Annotated in this window: 16 protein-coding genes; 10 read left to right on the forward strand and 6 right to left on the reverse strand. The window is 72.4% G+C overall.

The annotated features are described in order from the left end of the window. Positions 1–646: 646 nt before the first annotated feature. The 5 genes from WME73_RS33370 to WME73_RS33390 all read left to right on the forward strand — a co-directional run bounded on the left by WME73_RS33370 (position 647) and on the right by WME73_RS33390 (position 7,373). Positions 647–2,794, forward strand: coding sequence for a TOMM precursor leader peptide-binding protein (locus WME73_RS33370; RefSeq protein WP_437912134.1), 2,148 nt, complete (start codon positions 647–649; stop codon positions 2,792–2,794). A gap of 11 nt (positions 2,795–2,805) precedes the next feature. Beyond that, positions 2,806–3,579: a SagB/ThcOx family dehydrogenase gene (locus WME73_RS33375; protein ID WP_437912136.1), complete on the forward strand. Its 774-nt coding sequence runs from the start codon at positions 2,806–2,808 to the stop codon at positions 3,577–3,579. A gap of 31 nt (positions 3,580–3,610) precedes the next feature. Further along, on the forward strand, positions 3,611–4,648 hold the full coding sequence (locus WME73_RS33380; RefSeq protein WP_437912138.1) for a TOMM precursor leader peptide-binding protein: 1,038 nt from the start codon (positions 3,611–3,613) through the stop codon (positions 4,646–4,648). A gap of 189 nt (positions 4,649–4,837) precedes the next feature. After that, positions 4,838–6,358: a protein kinase domain-containing protein gene (locus tag WME73_RS33385; protein WP_437912139.1), complete on the forward strand. Its 1,521-nt coding sequence runs from the start codon at positions 4,838–4,840 to the stop codon at positions 6,356–6,358. Further along, positions 6,336–7,373 (forward strand): hypothetical protein, encoded by a 1,038-nt coding sequence (locus WME73_RS33390; RefSeq protein WP_437912141.1) that lies wholly within the window; start codon positions 6,336–6,338, stop codon positions 7,371–7,373. The genes WME73_RS33385 and WME73_RS33390 overlap by 23 nt, the downstream gene beginning before the upstream one ends. A gap of 110 nt (positions 7,374–7,483) precedes the next feature. Here WME73_RS33390 and WME73_RS33395 read toward each other — a convergent pair whose 3' ends face one another. Together WME73_RS33395 and WME73_RS33400 are read right to left on the reverse strand one after the other, a co-directional pair. Next, positions 7,484–8,950 carry an OmpA family protein gene (locus WME73_RS33395; protein WP_437912142.1) on the reverse strand — a complete coding sequence of 489 codons (1,467 nt, stop codon included), beginning with the start codon at positions 8,948–8,950 and terminating at the stop codon, positions 7,484–7,486. A 20-nt stretch (positions 8,951–8,970) separates the two neighbouring features. Beyond that, entirely contained in the window at positions 8,971–10,233 is a 1,263-nt protein-coding gene (locus WME73_RS33400; RefSeq protein ID WP_437912144.1) for a hypothetical protein, read from the reverse strand. A gap of 500 nt (positions 10,234–10,733) precedes the next feature. Here WME73_RS33400 and WME73_RS33405 point away from each other — a divergent pair, with 500 nt between their 5' ends. Together WME73_RS33405 and WME73_RS33410 are read left to right on the forward strand one after the other, a co-directional pair. Further along, positions 10,734–13,235 carry a M1 family aminopeptidase gene (locus tag WME73_RS33405; RefSeq protein ID WP_437740397.1) on the forward strand — a complete coding sequence of 834 codons (2,502 nt, stop codon included), beginning with the start codon at positions 10,734–10,736 and terminating at the stop codon, positions 13,233–13,235. Positions 13,236–13,335: 100 nt separating this feature from the next. Next, a complete protein-coding gene (locus WME73_RS33410; protein WP_437740398.1) occupies positions 13,336–13,950 on the forward strand; it encodes a hypothetical protein in 615 nt (204 codons plus the stop codon). Between the two features lie 160 nt (positions 13,951–14,110). Here the strand turns inward: WME73_RS33410 and WME73_RS33415 are convergent, their stop codons facing one another. After that, positions 14,111–14,773, reverse strand: coding sequence for a hypothetical protein (locus WME73_RS33415; protein ID WP_437912145.1), 663 nt, complete (start codon positions 14,771–14,773; stop codon positions 14,111–14,113). Between the two features lie 126 nt (positions 14,774–14,899). Here WME73_RS33415 and WME73_RS33420 point away from each other — a divergent pair, with 126 nt between their 5' ends. From WME73_RS33420 to WME73_RS33430, 3 genes are all read left to right on the forward strand, one after another. Next, positions 14,900–16,078, forward strand: coding sequence for a hypothetical protein (locus tag WME73_RS33420; protein WP_437740400.1), 1,179 nt, complete (start codon positions 14,900–14,902; stop codon positions 16,076–16,078). Positions 16,079–16,214: 136 nt separating this feature from the next. Continuing rightward, positions 16,215–17,357, forward strand: coding sequence for a hypothetical protein (locus WME73_RS33425; protein ID WP_437851397.1), 1,143 nt, complete (start codon positions 16,215–16,217; stop codon positions 17,355–17,357). 397 nt (positions 17,358–17,754) lie between these two features. Beyond that, on the forward strand, positions 17,755–18,222 hold the full coding sequence (locus WME73_RS33430) for a hypothetical protein (protein ID WP_437912146.1): 468 nt from the start codon (positions 17,755–17,757) through the stop codon (positions 18,220–18,222). Positions 18,223–18,435: 213 nt separating this feature from the next. On the opposite strand, the gene WME73_RS33435 is transcribed toward WME73_RS33430, so the two are convergent. From WME73_RS33435 to WME73_RS33445, 3 genes are all read right to left on the reverse strand, one after another. Beyond that, positions 18,436–18,669 carry a hypothetical protein gene (locus tag WME73_RS33435; RefSeq protein ID WP_437912147.1) on the reverse strand — a complete coding sequence of 78 codons (234 nt, stop codon included), beginning with the start codon at positions 18,667–18,669 and terminating at the stop codon, positions 18,436–18,438. A gap of 680 nt (positions 18,670–19,349) precedes the next feature. Next, a complete protein-coding gene (locus tag WME73_RS33440) occupies positions 19,350–19,631 on the reverse strand; it encodes a hypothetical protein (protein ID WP_437743785.1) in 282 nt (93 codons plus the stop codon). Positions 19,632–19,645: 14 nt separating this feature from the next. Beyond that, on the reverse strand, positions 19,646–20,482 hold the full coding sequence (locus WME73_RS33445) for an ExeA family protein (protein WP_437743786.1): 837 nt from the start codon (positions 20,480–20,482) through the stop codon (positions 19,646–19,648). Position 20,483 lies beyond the last annotated feature (1 nt).

Here is a 20,483-nt window from a genome sequence, read left to right on the forward strand (position 1 = left end):
CCTGGAATGATAGGGAGTTCAACCGAGCTTCCGTCGCGCGGCGACGAACCACCGTATTGACGAAGACCCTTTGCGTGCCTCACCTACTCGTGGGAGGCTCTGCGATGAGTGATTCGAAAATCGAAAACAATTCTCCGAAAGATCTGGACGTGACTGTGAAGGAGCTGCGCAACGCCATCGACGATTTGTCGACCAGGCTGGACGACATGGCAACAGCGACTCCGGCCAACTACAACTGCGGCGGCTGCGGCGGCTGCGGCGGCTGCGGCGGGTGTCGTTGCGGCGGGTGTCGTTGCGGCGGTTGCCGTTGCGGCGGTTGCGGCGGTTGCGGCGGTTGTCGTTGCGGCGGTTGTCGTTGCGGCGGTTGTCGTTGCGGCCACTGTAGCTAGCCCTGAGGCCGGCGAGGCCGAGCGATAGAGCCCTGGAGGGAGACGAGGAGCGCGAGAGATCGAAAAGACACCTTCCCGTCTCCCCCGGCTCACCACGATCGCGCGACGGTGCGCGGTCTGGTGAGTTCGCGAGTTTCTTCTCTCCTTCGCTTGTCGGGGCACAGCTCCCCGAGCACCGGGATTGGACCTCTTTACCGAAGGTGCAGGACGGCCGCTCGTCGAAGCGCCGCCGCGCTGCGCTTTCCTGGAGACCTCGCGTGGCCACTCAACTGCCCAGCTCAGCGACCACCGCTCCCTCGCTCGAGGGGACCGCCCCGCCTGCGTCAGCCGAGGCGCGCGAGAAGCTCGCGCGATCACGCGTCCTCATGGTCGGGCTCGAACCGTGGGGCGTCATCGCGGCCACCGAGCTCGCGTGTCTGGGCGTCGGCGCGCTCCACGTCCTCGACGACAGGGAGGTCACGGCCGACGATCTCGGCCCCTTCGCCGAGGCGGATCTCGGAAAGGATCGAGCGCGCTCGCTCTCCACGGCGCTGTCGCGGCTCGCCCCCGGCTGCGCGGTCACGCCCGGGACGCTGCTCGCCGCCGCGGAGCGCCCGATCGTCCAGGAGGACACCGGCTGGGACCTGATCCTCGCCTGCGTCTCCGGCGATGATCTCCTCGTCCTTCAGGGCGTCGCCCGCTTCGCTCACGCGGCGTCCGTCCTGTCGCTCAGCGCGCACCTCGAGGGGCTCGAGGCGGTGATCGGACCGGCCGTCGTGCCGGGCGAGACCGCATGCTGGGACTGCTGCCGCCTGCGGAGGCTCGCTCTCAGCAATCAGCCAGAGGCGGATCACGCGCTCCACGCGTCGCTCCTCGCCGCGCGCCCGGAGCGCCGCGGGCGCACCTACCTCGCCCCGATGCCGGCGTTCCTGGGCCACGCCGTTGCGCTCGCGGCCGTCGATCTGCTGGTGAACCGAGCCGCGTCGCGGCTCGCGGGACGGTTCATGGTCCAGGGCCTGGTCGACCCGGAGGCGTCGCTCCACGCCGTCCTGCAGATGCCCTGGTGCGCGGTCTGCGGCGGCGCCGCCGAGGCCCTCCGCACCGGAAGCGCACGTCGGGGCGCGAGCGCACACCTACGCGACGCACCCGACCCCGCGGCGCTCCGGCGGATGCTCGCCGGCGTCGTCGACGCGCGGGCGGGCATCGTCCACCGCCTCACGCTGGACGCGGCGAGCCCGGCGCTCGCCCCTGAGGCGTGCGTCACGGCCACGGCGTTCCTCGGCGAGTACACCGACGGCTCGCCGCACGCCCGCCGCTCGCGCGAGCCGCAGGCCGGCATCGGAAAGGGCGTCACAGCCGTCGAGGCCCTGATCGGAGCGACCGGCGAGGCGGTCGAGCGCTACTCTGCCGAGCTCGTCGACCGAAAGCAGCTCCTTCGCTCCTCGGTCGCCGGCATGAAGGGCGACTTCATCGCACCGGAGCAGCTCTGTCTCTATAGCGAGGAGCAGTATGCAAAGCCCGGATTCCCCTACGCGCGGGTCGATCCGGCCGCGCCCATCGACTGGGCCCTCGGGCGCTGGATGGACACCGGCGCGCCCGTGTACGTTCCGGCGCTCCCGACCTACTTCGGCTACTGCGCAGGACACCACGCCCACTTCTGCCAGGTGACCTCGAACGGGCTCGCCGCGGGCGCGACGCTCGAGGGCGCGTCGATGGGGGCCGCGCTCGAGCTCATCGAGCGCGACGCGTTCATGATCTCGTGGCTCGCTCGCCGGCCCGGGCGGCGGATCTTGCCCGACGACTCGCTCGACCCCGAGCTGCACGAGATAGCGAGGCAGCTCGAGGAGCACGGCGCCCGGATCGAGCTGTACCTGCTCGACGCGGGCGTCTCGGTCCCCGTGGTGATGTGCGTCGGTTACGGCGACGGCAAGCGGTGGCCCGGCGCGGTGGTCTCGATCTCCGCCCACCTGAGCCCCCTCACCGCGATCCGGAAAGCCATCCTCGAGCAGGGCCAGATAGGCAATTACGCCTTCCGCCTGATGACGGGCGAACACGTCGCCATCCCCGAGCGGCCGGAGGACGTGCTCACGCTCGAGGATCACGCGGTCTACTACCTCCCCCCGAGCCGCGCCGCGGCCTTCGCCTTCCTCCGCGGGGGGAGCACGGTGACCGCCGCCGAGCTCGAGGAGCCCGAGGAGGTATCGCTGTCCGAGCTCACCCGGCGCGTCCAGGCCGCGGGGCTGCGCATCGCGATCGTGGACGTGACGTCGCCCGACCTCGCGGTGACCCCGTTCCGTGTCGCCCGGGCCCTCGGGCCCGCTTTCCAGCAGATCCACTTCGGCCACCAGCTCGCTCAGCTCGGTAATCCGCGTCTCCGTTCGATGACCCCCCACGGCATCAACCCTGACCCTCACCCGATGGCCTGAGAGAGGACACCATGGCAAGGAGCAAAGAGGCGGACATTGCGCGGCTCTATCATCTCCAGTCCTCCCACGTGAGGTCGCGACCGCTGGAGCCGCCGTTCGACGGGGATCTCCAGCCGCTCAACTTCCGCACCTACGGCGGCTCGGCGCGCACGCCGCTGCCCGGGCACGATTTCACGATCGACGCCCCGCTCGGCGCGGTGATGGAGCAGCGGCGGTCGCATCGCGAGTTCGCCCTCAGGCCGATGTCCATCGAGGCGCTCGGGCGGCTCCTCCACGCGAGCTACGGCGTCCGTGGCACGCGAAACGTCGAAGGGGCGTGGACCTGCGATCGCCCGGCGCCCTCGGCCGGCGGCCGGTATCCGCTCGAGATCTATGTCGCGACGCAGGCCGTCGATGGGGTCCCGGACGGCCTGTACCACTACGACCCCCGTGCGCACGAGCTCGAGCTCCGCCGGGAAGGCCTCGCGCACGCCACGCTCGTGGATCTCACGGCGGGTCAGGACATGATCCTGAACACCAATGTCGTGGTCATCATCACGGCGGTGCCGTTCCGCACGATGTGGAAATACGGCCAGCGCGGATATCGCTTCTTGTGGCTGGACGCAGGGCACCTGGGCCAGAACCTCTATCTCGTCGCGACGGCCATGGGCCTCGGCCCGGTGGCGATCGGCGGATTTTACGATGAGGAGCTCAAGACCTTCCTGGCGCTGCCGGCGGAGGAAGACACCCTGTACATCGTCTGCATCGGTCAGCCCGCGCCGGCCGAGGGCCGGAACGGCCCTTAGCGTGCCTGAACCAGAAGCGTCGGAGAGCACCATGCCCAGCATTCGACTCAGTCGCTCGGCCAGCATCACGCCCACCGACGTGGGCGTCATCCTCCGCTCCGATCTCGGCACCTTCCAGCTCACCGGCCTGGACGTGAGCGCGTTCGTCGAGCGGATGGTGCCGCTGCTCGACGGGTCGCGCGACCGGGAGGCGCTCGTCGAGGCGCTCGCGGACTACTCGCGGCAGAGCGTGACGGCGTTCCTCGACCTGCTCGAGGCGCGCGGGCTGGTCGAGCCGGTGCCCGCAGAGGCGCCGTCCGCCGACGGCGAGCGGCTCCGCGGGCAGCGCGAGTTCCTCCGCAAGTGGTCGTCGGCCCCGGAGCAGGCGGCGCAGCGGATCGCGAACGCGCGCGTGCTCGTGGTGGGCCTCGAGCCCTGGGGGGCCTCGGCCGCCCTGGCGCTCGCGGGGGCGGGCGTCTCCGCGCTCCGCCTGATCGACGGCGGCGCCGTCGGCCCGCGCGACGTCGCGGTGGTCCGCGCGCGGGGGGAGGCGGCGCTCGGCGCGCCCCGCCGCGGCGCGGTGGCCGCGCTGATCCGCGAGCACGCGCCGCTCTGCCGGGTGGACGAGAGCTCCTCCGCAGCGCTGGAGGGCGACGACCTCCTCTCGCCGGAGGGGCGCCCTCACCTCCTCGTCGCGGCGGTGCGCGGCGACGACGCGGAGCTCCTGGAGCGCGTCGCGCGGTTCGGCCATCGCGCAGGGATCGCCTCGCTCTTCTCGCACCTCGCGGGGACGACGGCCGTCCTGGGCCCCCTCGTCTTCCCGGGGAAGACGGCGTGCCGGATCTGCGCGACGACCGAGGCGCTCAGCCCCTCGCCCGCGGCGCGCTCGCTGGCCGATCCCGCGCCGCACGCCGGCACGATGGGTCAGCTGCTCGGCCACCTCGTGGCGATGGAGGCCCTCAAGGTGCTCTCGGCGTACACGCCCTCCAGGCTCGGGGGCAGGTTCCTGATCCAGGACCTCGCGACGCTCGAGACATCGCACCACACGCTCGTGAGGTTGCCCTGGTGCAAGGTTTGCGGCGAGGGATGACGCGGGGCTGGAGGTGCTCTAGCCTGCGGCCGTGAAGAGGCCTCCCCTTCCCGCCGCCTCCCGCATCGCCGACGCGCCCGCCGCCGGCGCCCCCAGGCAGCCGGACCGCCGGTCGGTCCTCGACCGGACGGACGTCTCGCGCGCGCGGTCGCGGTCGACGCCGCGCGCCCATGGCCCGGGCCTCGCGCCATGATCGGTCGAACCCTCGACGACCGCTACACGATGCTCCGGCTGCTCGGCCAGGGCGGGATGGGCGCCGTCTACGAGGCCCGGCACGCGGGCACCGGCCGCCGCGTCGCGGTGAAGGTCATCCTCGGCCAGGCCGCGGACGACGAGCTCGTCCGCCGCTTCCAGCGCGAGGCGCGCGCGGTCGGCGCGGTCGAGTCGGAGCACATCGCGCAGGTGTTCGACACCGGGCGCGACCGCGAGACCGGCGCGCCGTACATCGCTATGGAGTTCCTCGAGGGCGAGGACGTGCAGGCCCTCATCGAGCGGCTCGGCCCGCTCCCTGTCGATCTCGCGCTCCGCATCGGGCTGCAGGCGTGCCTGGGGCTCGAGCGCGCGCACGAGGCCGGCATCGTCCACCGCGACATCAAGCCGGCCAACCTGTTCCTCGCGAAAAAGCAGGGCGGCCAGCGCGTGATCAAGGTGCTCGACTTCGGCGTCGCCAAGGTGACGGACAACAGCCTCGGCAACGGCGGGATGACGAAGAGCGGCGCGCTCCTCGGCTCTCCCCTCTACATGTCGCCCGAGCAGGCGCGCGGCAGCGGCGCCATCGACGCGCGCTCGGACGTCTGGTCGCTCGGCATCAGCCTGTACCACGCCCTCTCGGGCCATCGGCCCAACGAGCACCTGACCGGCCTCGGAGAGCTCGTCCTGGCCATCTGCACGACCCCGGTGCGCTGGATCCAGGAGATCGCGCCCTGGGTGCCGCCGGAGGTCGCCCACGTGGTGCACCGGGCGCTGGTGATCGATCCGGCGGGCCGCACCGCGAGCGCCGGCGAGCTCGCGGCGGCGCTGCGCGCGTTCCTGCCGGGCGGCGAGGCGATCCTCGAGGCGATGCTCGTGCCGCTCGACGCCGCCACGCGCGCGTCGCGCGCGTCGTTCGGCGCCATCTCGGCCCCCCCGCACGCCTCGAGCGCGCCGTTCGGCGCTGCGCTGACCCCGCCGCGCGCGTCGGCCGCGCCATTCGAGGCCGCGGGGCGCTCGTCAGGCGGGCAATCCGGACCGTATGCGCTGTCGGCCACGGCGCCCGCCACGAGCGTGCGGCTGTCGAACCGCCCCGAGCGTCCGGCGTCGCGCCCGCCCGTCGCCCTGATCGCCGGCGGCGTGCTGGCCGCTGCGCTCACGGGCGGGGCGGGCGTCTACCTCGCGGTGCGCGGCGCGCCGCCGGCCGCGCCCGCGCCCTCGGCCGAGCCGGCCCCGCCTGCGCGCGCCGAGACCGAGCCGCCGCCTCCGTCCGCCGGCGTCGAGGCCAGGCCGACGCCGTCCGCCAGCGCCGAGCCGCCGCGCGCCGATACGCCCGTGGATCCGCCGGCCGCGGCCTCGTCGATGCCCGCGGCGCTGCCCTCCGCTGCGACGACCGCGCGCGCCGCCGCGTCGGCGCCGGTGAGCGCCGTCGCTCGCCCGCCCGCGCCGAGGCCGTCTGCGGCCAGGCCGCCGCCCCAAAGGCCCCCGAGGAATGACGATGACGAGACATCGAGGAAATAGCCGCGTCGCGTGGTGTGTCGCCGCGCTCCTGTCGCTCTCCGCGGGGGTCGCCCGCGCGGAGCCGTCCGCCGATCAGGCGGCCGCGGCCGAGGCGCTCTTCCGCGAGGGGCGCGATCTCGTCGCGCAGGGCAAGCTCGCCGATGCCTGCCCCAAGTTCGCGGCGAGCCAGCGGCTCGACCCGGGCTACGGCACCCAGTGGAACCTGGCGGACTGCCTCGAGCGGCTCGGCCGCTCCGCGAGCGCCTGGGCGGCGTTCCGCGAGGCGGCGGACATGGCGAGCCGGGCCGGCCAGGCGGACCGCGAGGCGAAGGCGACCCGCCGCGCGGCCGATCTGGAGAAGAAGCTCGAGCGCCTCGCGATCACGGTGACCACGCCGGCGGACGGCCTCGTCGTGAGGCGCAACGGCGCTGTCCTCGACGTCGGCGCGTGGGGCGCGCCGCTCCCCGTCGATCCGGGCAAGCACCGCGTCGAGGCGACCGCGCCCGGCAAGAAGCCGTTCTCGGTCGAGGCGCAGACCGCCGGCCCCGGCCAGGTCGTCACCGTGGAGGTCCCGCCGCTCGAGGACGACCCCGCGGCGACCGCGGCGACCCCGCCGCCCGGCGCGCAGCCCGGGCCGCTCGCTGCGCCGCTCCAGCCGGCCGCGGGCGGCGACGGAGACAGCGGCGCGGGCACCCGCCGCACCCTCTCCTTCGTGGCAGGCGGCGTCGGCGTCGCCGGCGTCGTGACCGGCTCGATCTTCGGGCTGCTCGCCAGCTCGCGGTGGAACCGGGCCCAGGACGATCACTGCCGGACCGAGACGCTCTGCGACGCCCGCGGCGTGGCGCTGGTCGAGGACGCCAAGAGCGCCGCGAAGCTGTCCACCGCCGGCTTCATCGTCGGCGGGGTCGGGCTCGCGGCCGGCGTCGCGCTGTTCGTGACGTCGCTCGGCGACACGGAGCCCGCAGCGGCGCGGATCGTTGTCGCGCCTGCCGTCGGCACGACCGGCGGCGGGCTGGCGATCCACGGCCGCTTCTGACGCCCGGCAGCGCCCAGCGCCACGGCGGCTGGCCCGCGGCGGCCGGGCCCGCCGCGGGCCAGCCGCCGTGCCCGGGAGGGCGCGACGCGCCGCTCCCGGGCGGGCGCGCCTCACTCGTCGATCACGAACTCCACGCGGCGGTTCTTCGCGAGGCTCGCCGGGTCGGTGCCCTCGGCCACCGGCCTGTCCGACCCGAAGCCCTCGGCGGTGAGCCGGCCCGGGCTGACGCCCTTCTGGATCAGGTACTTCCGGACCGCCTCGGCGCGCTGCTCGCTCAGCTCCTGGTTCAGCTCGGGCGTGCCGGTCTCGTCCGTGTGCCCCTCCACCCGCAGCCGCTCGATCTCGGGGTTCGCCTTCATGACGAGCGCCACCTGGTCCAGGGTCCTGTACGAGTCCGGCTCGAGCTCGGCCGAACCGGTCCGGAAGCGAATGGTGTCCCGGATCACGAACTCGCCCTGCTCGTACGCGACCCGCGGCTCGCCCTTGTCGGGGCAGCCGTCGTCATCCTCGACGCCGTTGATCGTCTCCTTCTCGTCCGGGCACTCGTCGTCCGCGTTCGGCACGCCGTCCTTATCGTCGTCGGCGTCCTCCTCGGGGCAGCCGTCGCTGTCGTAATCGGCGTCACGATCCTCCGGGACGTCGGGGCACTGGTCGCGCTCGTCGTCGACTCCGTCGTGGTCCCTGTCGTGCGAGGTCGGCGTGTACTTCACGCCCGCGAACACGCGGAAGATCGGCACGCCGTAGCCGGCCAGCGCGCCGATCCCCGGGCCCGCGGTGATCTCCCACTCCTCGCTCGGGTTGATCTTCACGTAACCGAGCGCCTCGAGCGGCGTCTCCTCCTCGTTGAGGTTGTCCGCGGCGATGCCGATGCCGCCGTTCGCCTCGGCGCCGATCTCGACCTTGCCGTCGATGCCGCCGAAGCGGTAGCCGAGCGCCGCGGCGTACGTCAGCTCGCTCGCCGCCTCGACGTTCGCGTACGTCGTCCCCTCGCGGATCGCGACGCCCGCGTTGACGCCGAACCTGAGGCCGGGCGCGAACCGGTGATCGAGCACGATGCGCGGCCAGAACACGACGTTGCGCGCGCCGCCCGCGAAATCTCCTGTGTGCGTCGGGACGCGCAGCTCGGCCACGAGGGCGAGGCCGATGGAGTCGCGGTCGTCGAGCAGGCGCAGCTTCGGCACGAGCCGGATGTCGCCGAGGCCCGCGAACGACGGAGAGCCCTCGCCCGACTGCGCGAGGAAGAACGGGATGTCGAGGCCGAGCGCGAACGGCTCGGCGATCGTGACCGACGCCATGAGATCGGCGCCCAGACGGCCGCTCACGATCTGGCTGCGCACTTCGCCGTCGCCCGTCGCGACGATCAGCGGGTTGCGCGCGTAGTTCAGGAACAGCCCGAACGCCCATGGATCGCCGGGCTCGCGGACGCCGGAGCCCTCCGTGACGACGAAGGCGTCGTGGGTGACGGCCGGCTTGAAGCGCTCGACGTCGATGTCCGTGCTCTGCGCCGACGCGGGCGTCGCGGCGGCGAGGACCGCGCAGGCAGCGCAGGTGGTGGCGGCGAGGATCGGTGCGCGCATGGTTCTCCTCTTCATCGGCTTCATCGGCCGGCTCCGGGTCCGCGGCGCGGGCGCCTCCGCAACCGGAGCGCGAGCCCGCCGGCGGCGAGCAGCGACAGGGCTCCCCCTCCGTACGGCGCGGGCCCCGCCGCGCAGGCGCAGGCGCCGCCCTGGACCGCATCACCCGGCAGGAGATCCGGCTCGCCCGGGCCGCCCGCGCCGCTCGACGCCCCGCCGTCGACGCAGCGCCCGGTCGGCGCGCAGCGCAGGTCCGCGCCGCACTCGGACGAGCCCGGCGAGCACGGGCCGCACTGCCCGCTGACACACACGAGGTCGCCGCACTGGGCGCTCGACGTGCAGGTGTCCCCGGGCGTGGGGACGCACCGGTGGTCCGCGGAGCAGTCCTCGTCCGCGTCGCAGTCGACATCGTCGACGCACGACACCGGCAGGATGCAGTCGCCGTCCACGCAGATGCCCCTGCCGGCGCAGTCCGCGTCGCGCGTGCAGCCGGAGGGCGGGACGATCACGTCGGGCACGCGGTCGCCGTCCGCATCGCCGGCCACGCACGGCGCGGAGAGGCCGATGTCGAGATCGCCCGGCCCGAGCGCCGCCGCGTCGTTCACCGACCGGAAGTACAGGTTCGCCTCGCACGACACGCCGACGCCCACGATGTCGAGCGCGATGGATGCCTGCGCGTACCCCCGCGTCGCGTCGTTGATCAGCAGGGGGTCGAGGTCCGTCCCTGCCTCGGTCGCGACCTGCGCGTCCGTCACGTCGAGGGGCTCGTACCGCCCCGACGCCCCGGAGAAGGACCAGACCCTCACGAGCGTGCCGTCGCCCTTCACGCCGAGCACGACCTCGTAGCCGCCCGGCGACCCGTCGTTCGTGAACCGGTCGTCGATCCCCGCCGTCGCGGCGGTGCCGCCGGTCTGCCGGTTCCTGTCGGTGTCGATGAACACGAAGAGCGTCGCCTCCCCGCTGATCGCGGCCGTCTCCGACACGTACCCGCGCACCCAGAACCGCCCGTCGGCGGCGACCGCGTACGCGGAGCGGAAGTCGATCGATCGCTCCGGCGCGTCGAAGGTCTCGCCGTCGCCCGCGACGTCCTCTTCGCCGTAGGGCCACCGCGGCTCCCCGGTCCTGTCGATCGCGACGATCTCGTCGAGCACCGGCGTCGTCCGCCCGCCCGTCCACGTCTGAGCGGACGAGCTCCTCGGAAGGAGCGCGACGCCGAGCGCCGCGCCTACAGCCAGCGGCGCGGCCCACGAGCGCCCCCGCGCGCACCCATCTTTGTGTTGTGCCATGGCGGGGAGCATCCTCGCACAGGTCGCTGCAACCCTTACAAATGAAAGGCGATTCGCGCCCAGAGTGCGCAAGGGTGCGCGCCTGCAATACCATGCATCCACACCTTCGTTCGCGCGCGAGCGGGAAGCGGGAGAAGCGCTCACCGTCGGTGCGATGTCGATGCGCTCCCCCTCCGTGCCGATTGGGCAGCTGATCATCGCTCCTCCCTCCCCGCGCGCACGAGGCGCGGAGAGCACGGTAGCGGGCGATCGCGCGCGCCGGAGGCGCGGCGGCCCCGAGCGCCGAGCGACCGTGACGCGGGCGACCGAGCGCCCCTTCTTTTCATCACCGAGCGGCTCGCCGGGGCCTCCGGCGCGATCACCTGGCTTGGCCACGCGCCCGGGTTCTGTAACTGTCCCGCGGTCAGTTACGCGTCGCTGCGCCGCCGTGGGCTCGGGGGGTCCGAGCGCTGGCGCCTGGCCTCGCGAGATGAATCCCTCTTCCGATCGAAGGAACCGCGATGCACTGCACACTCCAGAAACACCGCCCCGGAGCGCTCCGTGTGGCTTGCCTGCTGCTTGGGTCGCTCGCCGCCGCGTGCTCGGGCGAGGGCCCGGCGCCGCTCGAGGGGAGCGCGTTCGACGTCGAGCGTTACGACCTCCGGGGCGAGTTCGACTGGGAGCGGAGCCGCCTCGTGGCGACGCTGGGCCTCACGCTGTCGCTCACCGGAGACGGCCCGAGGACGGTGGTCCTCGACAGCGCCGTCGCCGAGGTGAAGGAGGTCCGGCGGAAGGGCGGCGGGGCGCTCCCGCACGCGCTCGATCCGCAGCGCCAGGCGCTCGCGATCGACCTCTCGAGCGAGCCCGAGGCGATGAGCGGCGCGCCGATCGCGCTCGAGATCGACTACGAGGCGCTCTCCGGCGACGCCCTCCGCGCGGTGCCGGCGCGCATGGGCGATCCGGTCGCCGTGCGCGCCGTCTACACGGTGTCGGAGCCGCTCGGCGCGTCGCGGTGGATGCCGTGCCACAACGCGCCCTCGGACCGGGCCATCTTCTCGATCGCCATGCGCGTCGACGGCGGCGAGGCGCTGATCGCCAACGGCGATCTCGTCGGCGACGAGGATCTCGGGGCGTCGGGCCACCTCGTCCGGTACGAGACCGCCTACACGCTGCCGCCCTACCTCATGGCGTTCGCGATCGGCGACTTCGAGGTCGAGCGCGGGACGAAGGGCGATCTCCCCGTCGCGGTCTGGCACCGCCGCGGGTTGCCGGGCGATCACGGCAGGATGGTGGACGAGCTCGCGCGCGCGATCGGCCGCTTCGAGGAGCTGCTCGGGCCGTACCCCTTCGAGAAGTACGCGCTCGTGCTCCTGCCGGACTTCTCCGTGGGCGGGATCGAGCACGCGAGCATCAGCTTCCAGCGCGAGGAGCGGAGCACGCAGCCCGCGCTCGCCTCGGATCTCCTGCTCACGACGCACGAGCTCTCGCACCAGTGGTTCGGCGACCTCGTGACGGTGGAGACCTGGGACGATCTCTGGATCAAGGAGGGCATGGCGACGTTGCTCGAGCAGGAGGGCGTCCGCGTCTACACGGACGAGAGCGGCGCGGGGACGCTGAACGGCGACGAGCTCGGCCCCCGGGACGGCGACGCCGTCCGCGATCCGTCGCTCGCGCCGGGCGAGAAGTACACGAGCGGCCCCTACGGCCGCGCCGCCTGGCTGCTCACCCAGATCCGCAGCCTGGCCGGCGAGGAGGCGTTCTGGTCGGCGCTCCGCGGGGTGCTCGAGGAGCGCCGGTTCGGGACCATCGGCACGGACGATTTCCTCGACGCCTTCGCGCCGGCGCTCGGCCCGGAGGCGGCTGCGCGCGCGCGGCGAGCGGTCGTGGCCAAGGCGCTCCCGTGGCTCACGGTCGACCCCGCGCCCTCCGGCGGGGCGTTCGTGACGGTGCACGATCCGGAGGGCGCGCTCGTCGCGCCCCTGGAGCTCGCGTGGGTGGCCAGCGACGGCCCGACCCGCGTGCAGACGCTCACGCCCGGCGAGCGCGTCGAGGTCGCGCCCGCGCGCCCGGGCGAGCTCCTCGTCGTCGATCCGCAGGACCGCCACCCCGAGTGGGCCTTCCTGACCACCGACCGCGATCTCGAGGCCTACGCCGCGACGCTCGCCCCGCGCCGTGTCCCCGCGGACCCCGAGGGCGTCTCGTGCTTCCTCGACGTGGGCGGCGCGCACCAGCTCGCCGCGCTCCAGGACGGCCTGCCCGAGGGGCTCGCGCCCGAGGAGTTCGAGGCGTTCGTCGAGGGCCTCGACGGCGAGGCGGCCCGGGCGGTATCGCTCGCCGCGGCGTGCGACGTCGCGTGCGCGCCGGGCCTCGACGCCGACGTCCGCGGCGCGTGGTCGAGCGTGCTCACCGGCCTCTTCGCTGGAGCGCCTTACAGCTACGGCCTCGACTACGTCGGAAGCTACGCGTCGTGCAGCGCCGTCGTGTCCCCCGAAGCGCTGTTCGCCGAGGACTGGTCCGCGCTCGAGACCGGGCTCGCCTCGGGCGGCGTCTCCGACGTGCGGCTCCAGTACCTGTCCAAGTTCAAGCTGCCGCCCGAGGCGGCGCTCCGCACGTGGGGCAGGGTCGCGCAGATGGCGAGCTCGGTGCGCGCGCGCGTGCTCGCGATCCGGCACCTCGCGACGTACGTGGACGGGCTCGACCCGGCTGCCCTGTCGGTCTTTCGTGCCTTCTTCGCCGGCGTGCTCGGCGCGACCGATGTCTCCGACGTCCTCGCCGCGGATCTCCGCGCCGTGGTGGCCTCCGCCGCGCCCACGGCGGCCGGCAACCAGGGAGCGCTGGACGGCCTCGCCCGGGTGCTCCGCTCGCCCGCGGCCCGCTCGGCCCACCCCGCCGCCGTCTGCGCGGCGTTCGCGTTGACGAGCGGTGACGAGCAGGCTTTCCGCCGCTTCGCCGCGGGGGTCGAGGGCGCCGACGTGACGGACACCACCGCCGAGCTGCTGCGCTCTCCCGTCCATTGCCTCTGACGCTCGCTCGCCACGACATCGCATCTCTCCCCGCCGGCCTCGCTCCATGGCGAGGCCGGCCCTCTACGCGGCAACCGAACGCTGCTATGCTCCGCTGCCCATGTCGGAGCTCGTCCAACTTCTTCGCCAGAACGCCCCGATTGCTCGCATCGCCGAGCACCTCGATGGTCTGACGCACGAGGAGCGCCGCAGCGCCCTGTCGACCACGACGCGCGCGGATCAGCGGGCGCTCTATGCCGCCGCGAGCCACGCCCCCCCGCTCACGCTCGACTTCTTCGTCCCGGACGGCACACCGCGCCGCGTGGCGGTTCATCACGAGGGCAGGAACAGCCTTCCTCTCCCGTCCACATTCCGCTTCTTCGAGAAGCGTTTTGCCTTGCCCGAGGACGGCAGCGCGCGGCTCTTCGGTTACAACGAGGGGCTCACGCGTCCCTGGATTGGCCCGGGCTTCTTCGTCGCGGTCCCGACGGCCGGCAATCCTGCGTGGCAGGAGCGTGGCGCCATCGTGATCGACTACTTCCAGGTCCCTGACGGCCCCGTACCTGACGGTTGGCCCCGGGTCGTCCCCAACACCAAAGGACTCCAGTTCTTCGTCTACAACGGAACCCGTGATTTCATGCGTCGGGTCTCGAAGGACGTGTCCATCGGCGCGGCGTTCAAGGGTGAGCGTTCGCTCGACCACTACTTCACGCTCTGCCGCTCGCCGTCCGCCTAGCCGTCACCAACGCGAACGTGAACGTGAACGTGAACGTTTAGGTGGTCGTGGTCGTCAACGATAGGTCGTGAACGACCACGACCACGTAAACGACCACGACCACGTAAACGTTCGGATGTAGGAGAACGCGGCGCGAAGCTTGGTGAACGCCTATGCCCCCCTAGTTTGGCTGGGGCCCCCCGCCCAGCCGCGCCAGCATCCCCTTTCGCAGGAGCCCCACCTTGTTCCGCATCGCGGTCACCTGCTGCCGCATCCCGTCCGCCTGCTCCGCGAGGTCGACGATCCCCGCGGCCGTCGCCGCCTGGCCGAGGGCGCGCGCCTCGTCGGCGAGGCGCCCCATGCGCCCTTCCACCTCGTCCATCGCTGCCACCACCTCGTGGATCTGCTCCGGCGTCGTCGCCTCCCGCTGGCGCGCCGCGGTCTCCTGCACCAGCTGGTTGATGCTCCGCCCCTCCTCCCCGAGCGCCGCGAAGCGCTGGAACAGCTCCCCGAGCTGCTCCGCCCGCCGCTTGATCTCCTCGCCGCGCGCCGCGAGCGCCGTGGCGGTCGCCTCGTGGCGATCCCGCGCCGCCGCGATCGCCGCGATGAGCGACCCGAGCGCCATGCTCACGCGCTGCTGCGCCTCGGCCGCCTCGGTCGTCGACTTCGCCGCGCGCTCGATCCCCTTGCGTGTATCGAGGGAAAGCCGCCGCGCCGACTCCGCGAGCTCCTCGAAGCGCACGAGCTCGCGCTCGAGCGCGCACGCCGCTTCCGCGAGCTCGCCCCCGCCCTTGCCGTGATCGTCCTTCCCACCCCCGCGGCCGTTCTTCTCGCGCTTGTTCACGTCACACTCCCTGCGCTGCCTGTCCACCTCCTGGGAGGCCCCGCCGTTTCGCCTGCAAGCGATGTTCGGACCGGTGTACTGTATCAAAACAGCGGCTCGTACGTCGAACGCACCTCGGAGGAACGGATGCGAAGCGCGTGGCTCGTCCTCGTCGGAGTTCATGCCCTGCTGGGCTGCGGGGCTGCGCCGCGGAGAGAGCCGGCCACCGACGCCGACCCCACGCACGCCGGGGTCGCCGCCCCGAGCGCTGTCCCGGAGGGCTCGACCCGCGAGGCGCGCGCCGCCCTGCGCTCGCCCGAGCAGAAGGAGCGCGCCGCCCTGCGCCCGCCCAGGAGCACGCGCGCCCGCGACACCGCGCCCGAGGCCCCCGAGCCGCGCGCCCCGATCCCGCTGTCCGACAAGGCGAGCACGCCTGTCCGCTCCGCCGGAAACAACCGTCCGCCCGCCCGCTCGCCCGTGAAGGAGCGCGCCCCGATCTCCCGCCCCACCCCCATCCCCCTCCCCGGGAAAGGCAGCGCCGCGCGCTCGATCGAGGCCGACTGCAAGGCGCTCGGCCCGGAGGTCCAGAAAGCCTCGAGGATGATCGAGGTGCTCCGGCAATCCGACCTGAACACGCCGCCCGACGTGCTCGGGAGGATCGCGGATCGGCTCGACCTCTGGGCCCGCGCGGCCGCGGTCCAGGCCTCCGATCCGGATCTCGCCCAGGGCGCCAAGGACATCCGGGAGAGCTTCGCCCGGACCGGCGCCGCGGCCCGCAAGCTCCAGGCGTCGCTCGGCGCTCACGACCGCAAGAAGGCCGGTGTCGCCCGCGCCGGCCTGGAGAGGGAGCTCGACCAGGACGCCAAGGCCGTGAGGGGCATTGCCGCCCGTTGCAAGAGCAACCCCTATGACCCGATCAAGGGCAAAGCCCACATCCCGCCTCACGTCGTGCGGAGCGTCGTCCAGGAGCGCTTCGGCGAGATGCGCGCTTGCTTTGAAAAGGGCCTTCGCCAGAACCCCAAGCTCCAAGGGCGCCTGCCCGTACACCTCGTCGTCGATGGCGAAGGGAAGGTCACCTACGCGGGTGACGCCGACCGCCCGCCCGAGGACGCGCCGCTCCTCATTGCGCTGCCCTCGCCCGGCGCGACGCCGCCGTCGTCGCCCGCTCCCCCGCTCCGCGACGCCAAGGTCGTCGGCTGCGTGCTCGACGTCTTCCGGGGCCTCCGATTCCCCTCCGCCGCAGACCGCAAGAGCGTTGCCACGGTGGTCTATCCCGTCGTCTTCGGTGTGGACGACAACCGCTCTCCAGCGACCTCCTCCAGGTGACGCAGAGCGCAATCGCGGCAGCGAGGCGCTGGCCCCTTGCCGTCCGGGCGAGGCCGACGCCAAGCACGCTCAGCCTCACTTGCGCCACTTGCAAAGTTATTTCCTTCTCAGGGGCCTAAGGGTAAGCATTCCGCCGATGAAGCTCTCGCTCACCGAGCTCCAGGACATCCGCCGCACGCTCGCGGCGCGCATCGTCTTCGGCCTCTCCACGCCCGGCACCGAGATCGCCGCGCTCCCTGCCTATCTCGCGCCGCCGCCGGGAGGGATGATGGGCCGCGCCGTGGTGGTCGACGCTGGCGGCACGAACCTGCGCGCCGCCATCGTGGAGCTCTTGCCGGGCGGCGAGTCGCGCATCGTCGCCGGGCCCGTGCCTGCGAAGTTCCCGGGCGGGCCGGAGATCACGGGCGACGCCTTCTTCGACGTGCAGGCGGAGCTGGTCGAGCGCCTGGGCGCCGTGCACGGCTTGCCGGTGGGGTACTGCTTCTCGTATCCGTCGGAGACGCTGCCGTCGCTCGACGCGCGGCTGCTCCGCTGGACCAAGGGCGTCCAGGTCGCCGGGGTCGAGGGCACCAGCGTGGGCGAGCGGCTCGGCCGGGCGCTCGGCGCGCGGAGGCTCCGGCCCGGTCCGGTCCGGGTGCTGAACGACACGGTGGCGAGCCTGCTCGGGGGTGCCTTCGCGCACGGCGGGTCGCAGCCCGCGGCGTTCATCGGGCTCATCGTAGGGACGGGGACCAACATGGCCACGTTCCTCCCCGCCGGCCGGATCCCGAAGCTCAAGACGGGTCACTTCGTCGCGCCGATGGCGGTCAACCTCGAGAACGGAAACTTCAACCCTCCGCACCTCCAGCCGCTCGACGCGGAGCTCGACGCGAGCTCCGAGAACCCCGGCGCGCAGCGGTTCGAGAAGGCGGTGTCCGGGGCCTACCTGCCCCGGCTCTTCGGGCGGCTGTGTCCGGACCATGCCCCGCTGACGAGCTCCGCGGATCTCGTGCGGCTCCGCGACGAGGGCGCTGACGAGGCGCGGCGGGTCGCTGGCGACCTGCTCCAGCGCTCGGCCGACCTCGTGGCGGCGGGGCTCGCGGCCGTCACCGACGTGCTCGACAGCCCTCCTGGGGTCGGCATCCTCGCGGAGGGCAGCCTCTTCTGGGGCGATCCCCGCTATGCGCCGCGGGTGCAGGAGACGCTGCGCGCCCTCGTCGGCTCCCAGGTCGAGCCCCGGATCGCCCGGCTCGAGCACGTCAACCTCATCGGGTCGGCCTGCGCCGCGCTGTTCGCCTGAACGGCTGCGCGCCGCTTCCCTGCGCCGCTCGCTGCGCCGCGCGGGAGGCGCCAGGCCTTTCGGCGCGCAAGCTGCTCGGCCAGGGGGGAGCACAGGGATGCCCGGGGATCTTCGCCATGGCCTGCCTTCGCGGGACCGGTCGAGCGCGGCCGCGCCCGCGTCCGCCTGGCTGTGCGGCGTCCCCGTGGGGGGTCCGAGGCGGCAGGATCACACATTTCTGGCCGAATCCGTTTTTTGCGACCACCATGACGCAGCGTTGACCCCCTGGGAGGAGCTCGGCCGGTGATGTGTGAAACAACAGCGCGCTTCGGCTCGACCGTACCGGTCGGGCGGGTGGGGCGCTTCCGGTCGTCGCGGGCGGGCCCCGGTAGCCGGAATGGCTATTGTCTTTAGAGAGATGCTCCCGTCGAACCGCAGACTCGCGTTCCGCAGGCAGCCGCACCTGCTCGACGACACCGGGAGCGTCGGCGTGTGGATCACGCAGCCGGCGGGCATGGTCGTTCAGCTCTTGCGGGAGACGGTGGCGACCGGTGAGGCCGCGCGGTTCATCTCGGTCGACGCGTACCAGAAGCTCGTGGGCGTCATGCGCCCGGGGGAGCGGGCGTTCTTCATCTACGACATGGCGCTCATGGTGCGGTACGAGAGCGAGGCGCGCATGATCCTGACCCAGTGGGGGCTCAACGTGCGCGACAAGATCGAGCACATCGTCGTCCGCCCGCCCCCGGAGATGAACAAGCTCGGGCGCATGGGGATCCAGACGATCGCGGCGGCGATGAGCCTCGCGGGGGTGCAGCTCGACATCGTGGACGACATCGAGCCGTTCCTGCGCGAGCAGAACCTGCGGCCGCGGATCAGCCTCACCTGAGGTCGGGTCGGAGAGGCGAGGCCCTCGGCGCGCTCGCCTCGGCGTGGCCCCTCGGGGGCACGCCGAGGCGGAGTTGCGAGGTCGATCCCTCGTCGGGTCGGATCTCGCCTTGACCGTGGCCATCGATACACGGCTGTACCGTCTCGATGGCGGCACGACATGCGCTCTCGCCGCCGTGGCTGTCGATCGCCGCGAGGCGCCCTTCAACGGTGGTCAATTGGGTTGTTCGGATCGACTCCCGGGGGCTTTCGCGATGTCCTCCGCGGCCTCCTCCCGGGCGGCTCGCTCCGCTCTGCAGTGCTCGCAGTAGCGCTCAGCGTCCCATTGGACGTCCTCGAGGCCCAGCCTCCGCACCCACGCGAGCTCCCACCTCTCCCTCGCGCTCAGGTGGTTCACGTTCCCCGAGCGGGGCATGTCGCTGGTGTTGTTCCGTCGCTGGTTGGACATGGGCGGGCGCTCCTCCCGAGCTGCGGCCGCCCATTCTGCCGTCAACGACGCGGCTCGCCAAGGGCTCTATTACCTAAATCGTCCACGGAAACGATAACTTACGTTTGACTGTCTGAAACTGTCACGGCATCAGATGATTTCTTTTCACTGCTTGCGGCGCTCGCCTGTTGCGAGGTTCCGGGAGACCCCGCTCGCACCTGCCGCGCCGCCTGCTTCCGGTGGACTGCGTCCCTTTGCGGCGCCGAGCGGCGGCCTCGGACCCGTCAGCGAGGAGTCCGCCTGGCCCTTCGGCCGCGCGCTGGCCGACTTCGTTCTCGCGGGTGCGATCCGGGACGTCCCCTTGGCCGCAACGCGCGTCTTGGGAGTGTTCTTTGCCGCAATTCGTGTCTTCGGAGTGTCCTTTGCCACCATGATGCAAGGCTACGAAGCGTGGCGTCCCGAGCGCAACAGCCTGGGCCAGCGCTGGCGCGGAGGTCGGGACTCGCCTCCTGAGCGTGCTCGCGAAGTTTGAGGGGGTGCCGAGCACGAAGATTGAGGGACGCGCGGCGTCATGGCGGTCGCGGCGTTGGGCATGGCCGGGCCGCGACGCCAGGACGGACACGAGCACGAAGTTTGAGGGCCTTTGAGCGCGAAGATCGAGGGACGCACGGCGTGATGAGCCGTGCGCGGGCGGGGTCGCCTCAAAACGGGATGTCGTCGCCGGGCTGCTCGTCGCCGAGCGCCCGCGAGTGATCGGCAGGGAGGAAGGCGCGGTAGCTGTCGAGCGCGGCGTGGAGCTCGCGGACGGCCTCGAAGATGCGGCTGGCGGCGCGCAGGCCCGGATTGCGGGGCGCGGGCGCCTCGGGGGGCGCGAGCAGATCGGGGTGCTGCGCGAGCAGGACCTGGATGAGGAAAAGCAGCGTCGCGTCGAGCAGCGCGAGGGGCTCGGGGATCGGCAGCGTGACGTTGGTGGTGCGTGGCATGGGGGCCTCCGGGTTCACCGTTTGCGGTTCGCGGACTTGGGCTTCGGGGCCGCGCCGAAGACCTCGAGAAAGAGCTTCTCGTCGAGCCGCGGCAGCTCGCGCTCGGCGGCGGCAGCGAGCAGTTCGTCGGCGAGGTTCATGAGCACGCGGTAGTTTCCGGCGGAGTGGTCGGCGAGCGTGGCCTTGAGCTCCGCGGTCATCAAGGAGGGGTTGCCCGCAGCGGCGAGCACGTGGTCGAGGCAAGCGAGCAGCTCGTCGCGAGAGGCGTAGTCGAGGACGAGCCGGCGACGGATGCGCGAGCCGAGCGGCAAGAGCTCGGCGGTGCGGAGACGCTCGGGGAGACGGGAGTCGCCGGCGAAGACCACGCAGAGCAGTTGCCTCGAATCGAAGTCCTTGCTGGAGAGGATGCGCAGCTCGTTGAGCACGGGCGTGCTCGCCTCCTGCGCCTCATCGAGGATCAGCACGGGCCGGCGAAGCGTCGTGGCGAAGTGCTCGGCCCAGCGCGCGCGAAGCGCCTTGAAGCCTGCCCAGCGGTTGCTGGACGAGAGCGGGACTCCGAAGAGATCACCGAGCTCGCGGTAGAAGTCGCCGGCCCTGCTCTGGGGATGCTCGATGGTGCCGACCACCACGTCGGTCAGGGCGCCGAGCCGCGCAGCGAGCAGGCGCAAAGCGATGCTCTTGCCCGTGCCGGGATCGCCGGTGAGCATGGCGAAGCCGCCGTGGGCCAAACCGAGCTCGACGCGACGAAGGAAGGTGTCGACGGGCGGCGAGACGTAGAGGGCCTCCGCGGGTACATCGGCGCGGAAGGGAATGTACTTCAAACTGTAGAGAGACAGGAGTCGACTCATCATG

The sequence above is a fragment of the Sorangium sp. So ce302 genome (assembly GCF_051530145.1).
In the GTDB taxonomy this organism is placed as follows: Bacteria; Myxococcota_A; Polyangia; order Polyangiales; family Polyangiaceae; genus Sorangium; species Sorangium cellulosum_B.

Excerpts from the sequence above, each read along its gene's own strand:
- WME73_RS33375 (WP_437912136.1), top strand. The coding sequence starts at position 2,806 with ATGGCAAGGAGCAAAGAGGCGGACATTGCGCGGCTCTATCATCTCCAG.
- WME73_RS33380 (WP_437912138.1), top strand. The coding sequence starts at position 3,611 with ATGCCCAGCATTCGACTCAGTCGCTCGGCCAGCATCACGCCCACCGAC.
- WME73_RS33385 (WP_437912139.1), top strand. The coding sequence starts at position 4,838 with ATGATCGGTCGAACCCTCGACGACCGCTACACGATGCTCCGGCTGCTC.
- WME73_RS33390 (WP_437912141.1), top strand. The coding sequence starts at position 6,336 with ATGACGAGACATCGAGGAAATAGCCGCGTCGCGTGGTGTGTCGCCGCG.
- WME73_RS33395 (WP_437912142.1), bottom strand. The coding sequence starts at position 8,950 with ATGCGCGCACCGATCCTCGCCGCCACCACCTGCGCTGCCTGCGCGGTC.
- WME73_RS33400 (WP_437912144.1), bottom strand. The coding sequence starts at position 10,233 with ATGGCACAACACAAAGATGGGTGCGCGCGGGGGCGCTCGTGGGCCGCG.
- WME73_RS33405 (WP_437740397.1), top strand. The coding sequence starts at position 10,734 with ATGCACTGCACACTCCAGAAACACCGCCCCGGAGCGCTCCGTGTGGCT.
- WME73_RS33410 (WP_437740398.1), top strand. The coding sequence starts at position 13,336 with ATGTCGGAGCTCGTCCAACTTCTTCGCCAGAACGCCCCGATTGCTCGC.
- WME73_RS33420 (WP_437740400.1), top strand. The coding sequence starts at position 14,900 with ATGCGAAGCGCGTGGCTCGTCCTCGTCGGAGTTCATGCCCTGCTGGGC.
- WME73_RS33425 (WP_437851397.1), top strand. The coding sequence starts at position 16,215 with ATGAAGCTCTCGCTCACCGAGCTCCAGGACATCCGCCGCACGCTCGCG.
- WME73_RS33430 (WP_437912146.1), top strand. The coding sequence starts at position 17,755 with ATGCTCCCGTCGAACCGCAGACTCGCGTTCCGCAGGCAGCCGCACCTG.
- WME73_RS33435 (WP_437912147.1), bottom strand. The coding sequence starts at position 18,669 with ATGTCCAACCAGCGACGGAACAACACCAGCGACATGCCCCGCTCGGGG.
- WME73_RS33440 (WP_437743785.1), bottom strand. The coding sequence starts at position 19,631 with ATGCCACGCACCACCAACGTCACGCTGCCGATCCCCGAGCCCCTCGCG.
- WME73_RS33445 (WP_437743786.1), bottom strand. The coding sequence starts at position 20,482 with ATGATGAGTCGACTCCTGTCTCTCTACAGTTTGAAGTACATTCCCTTC.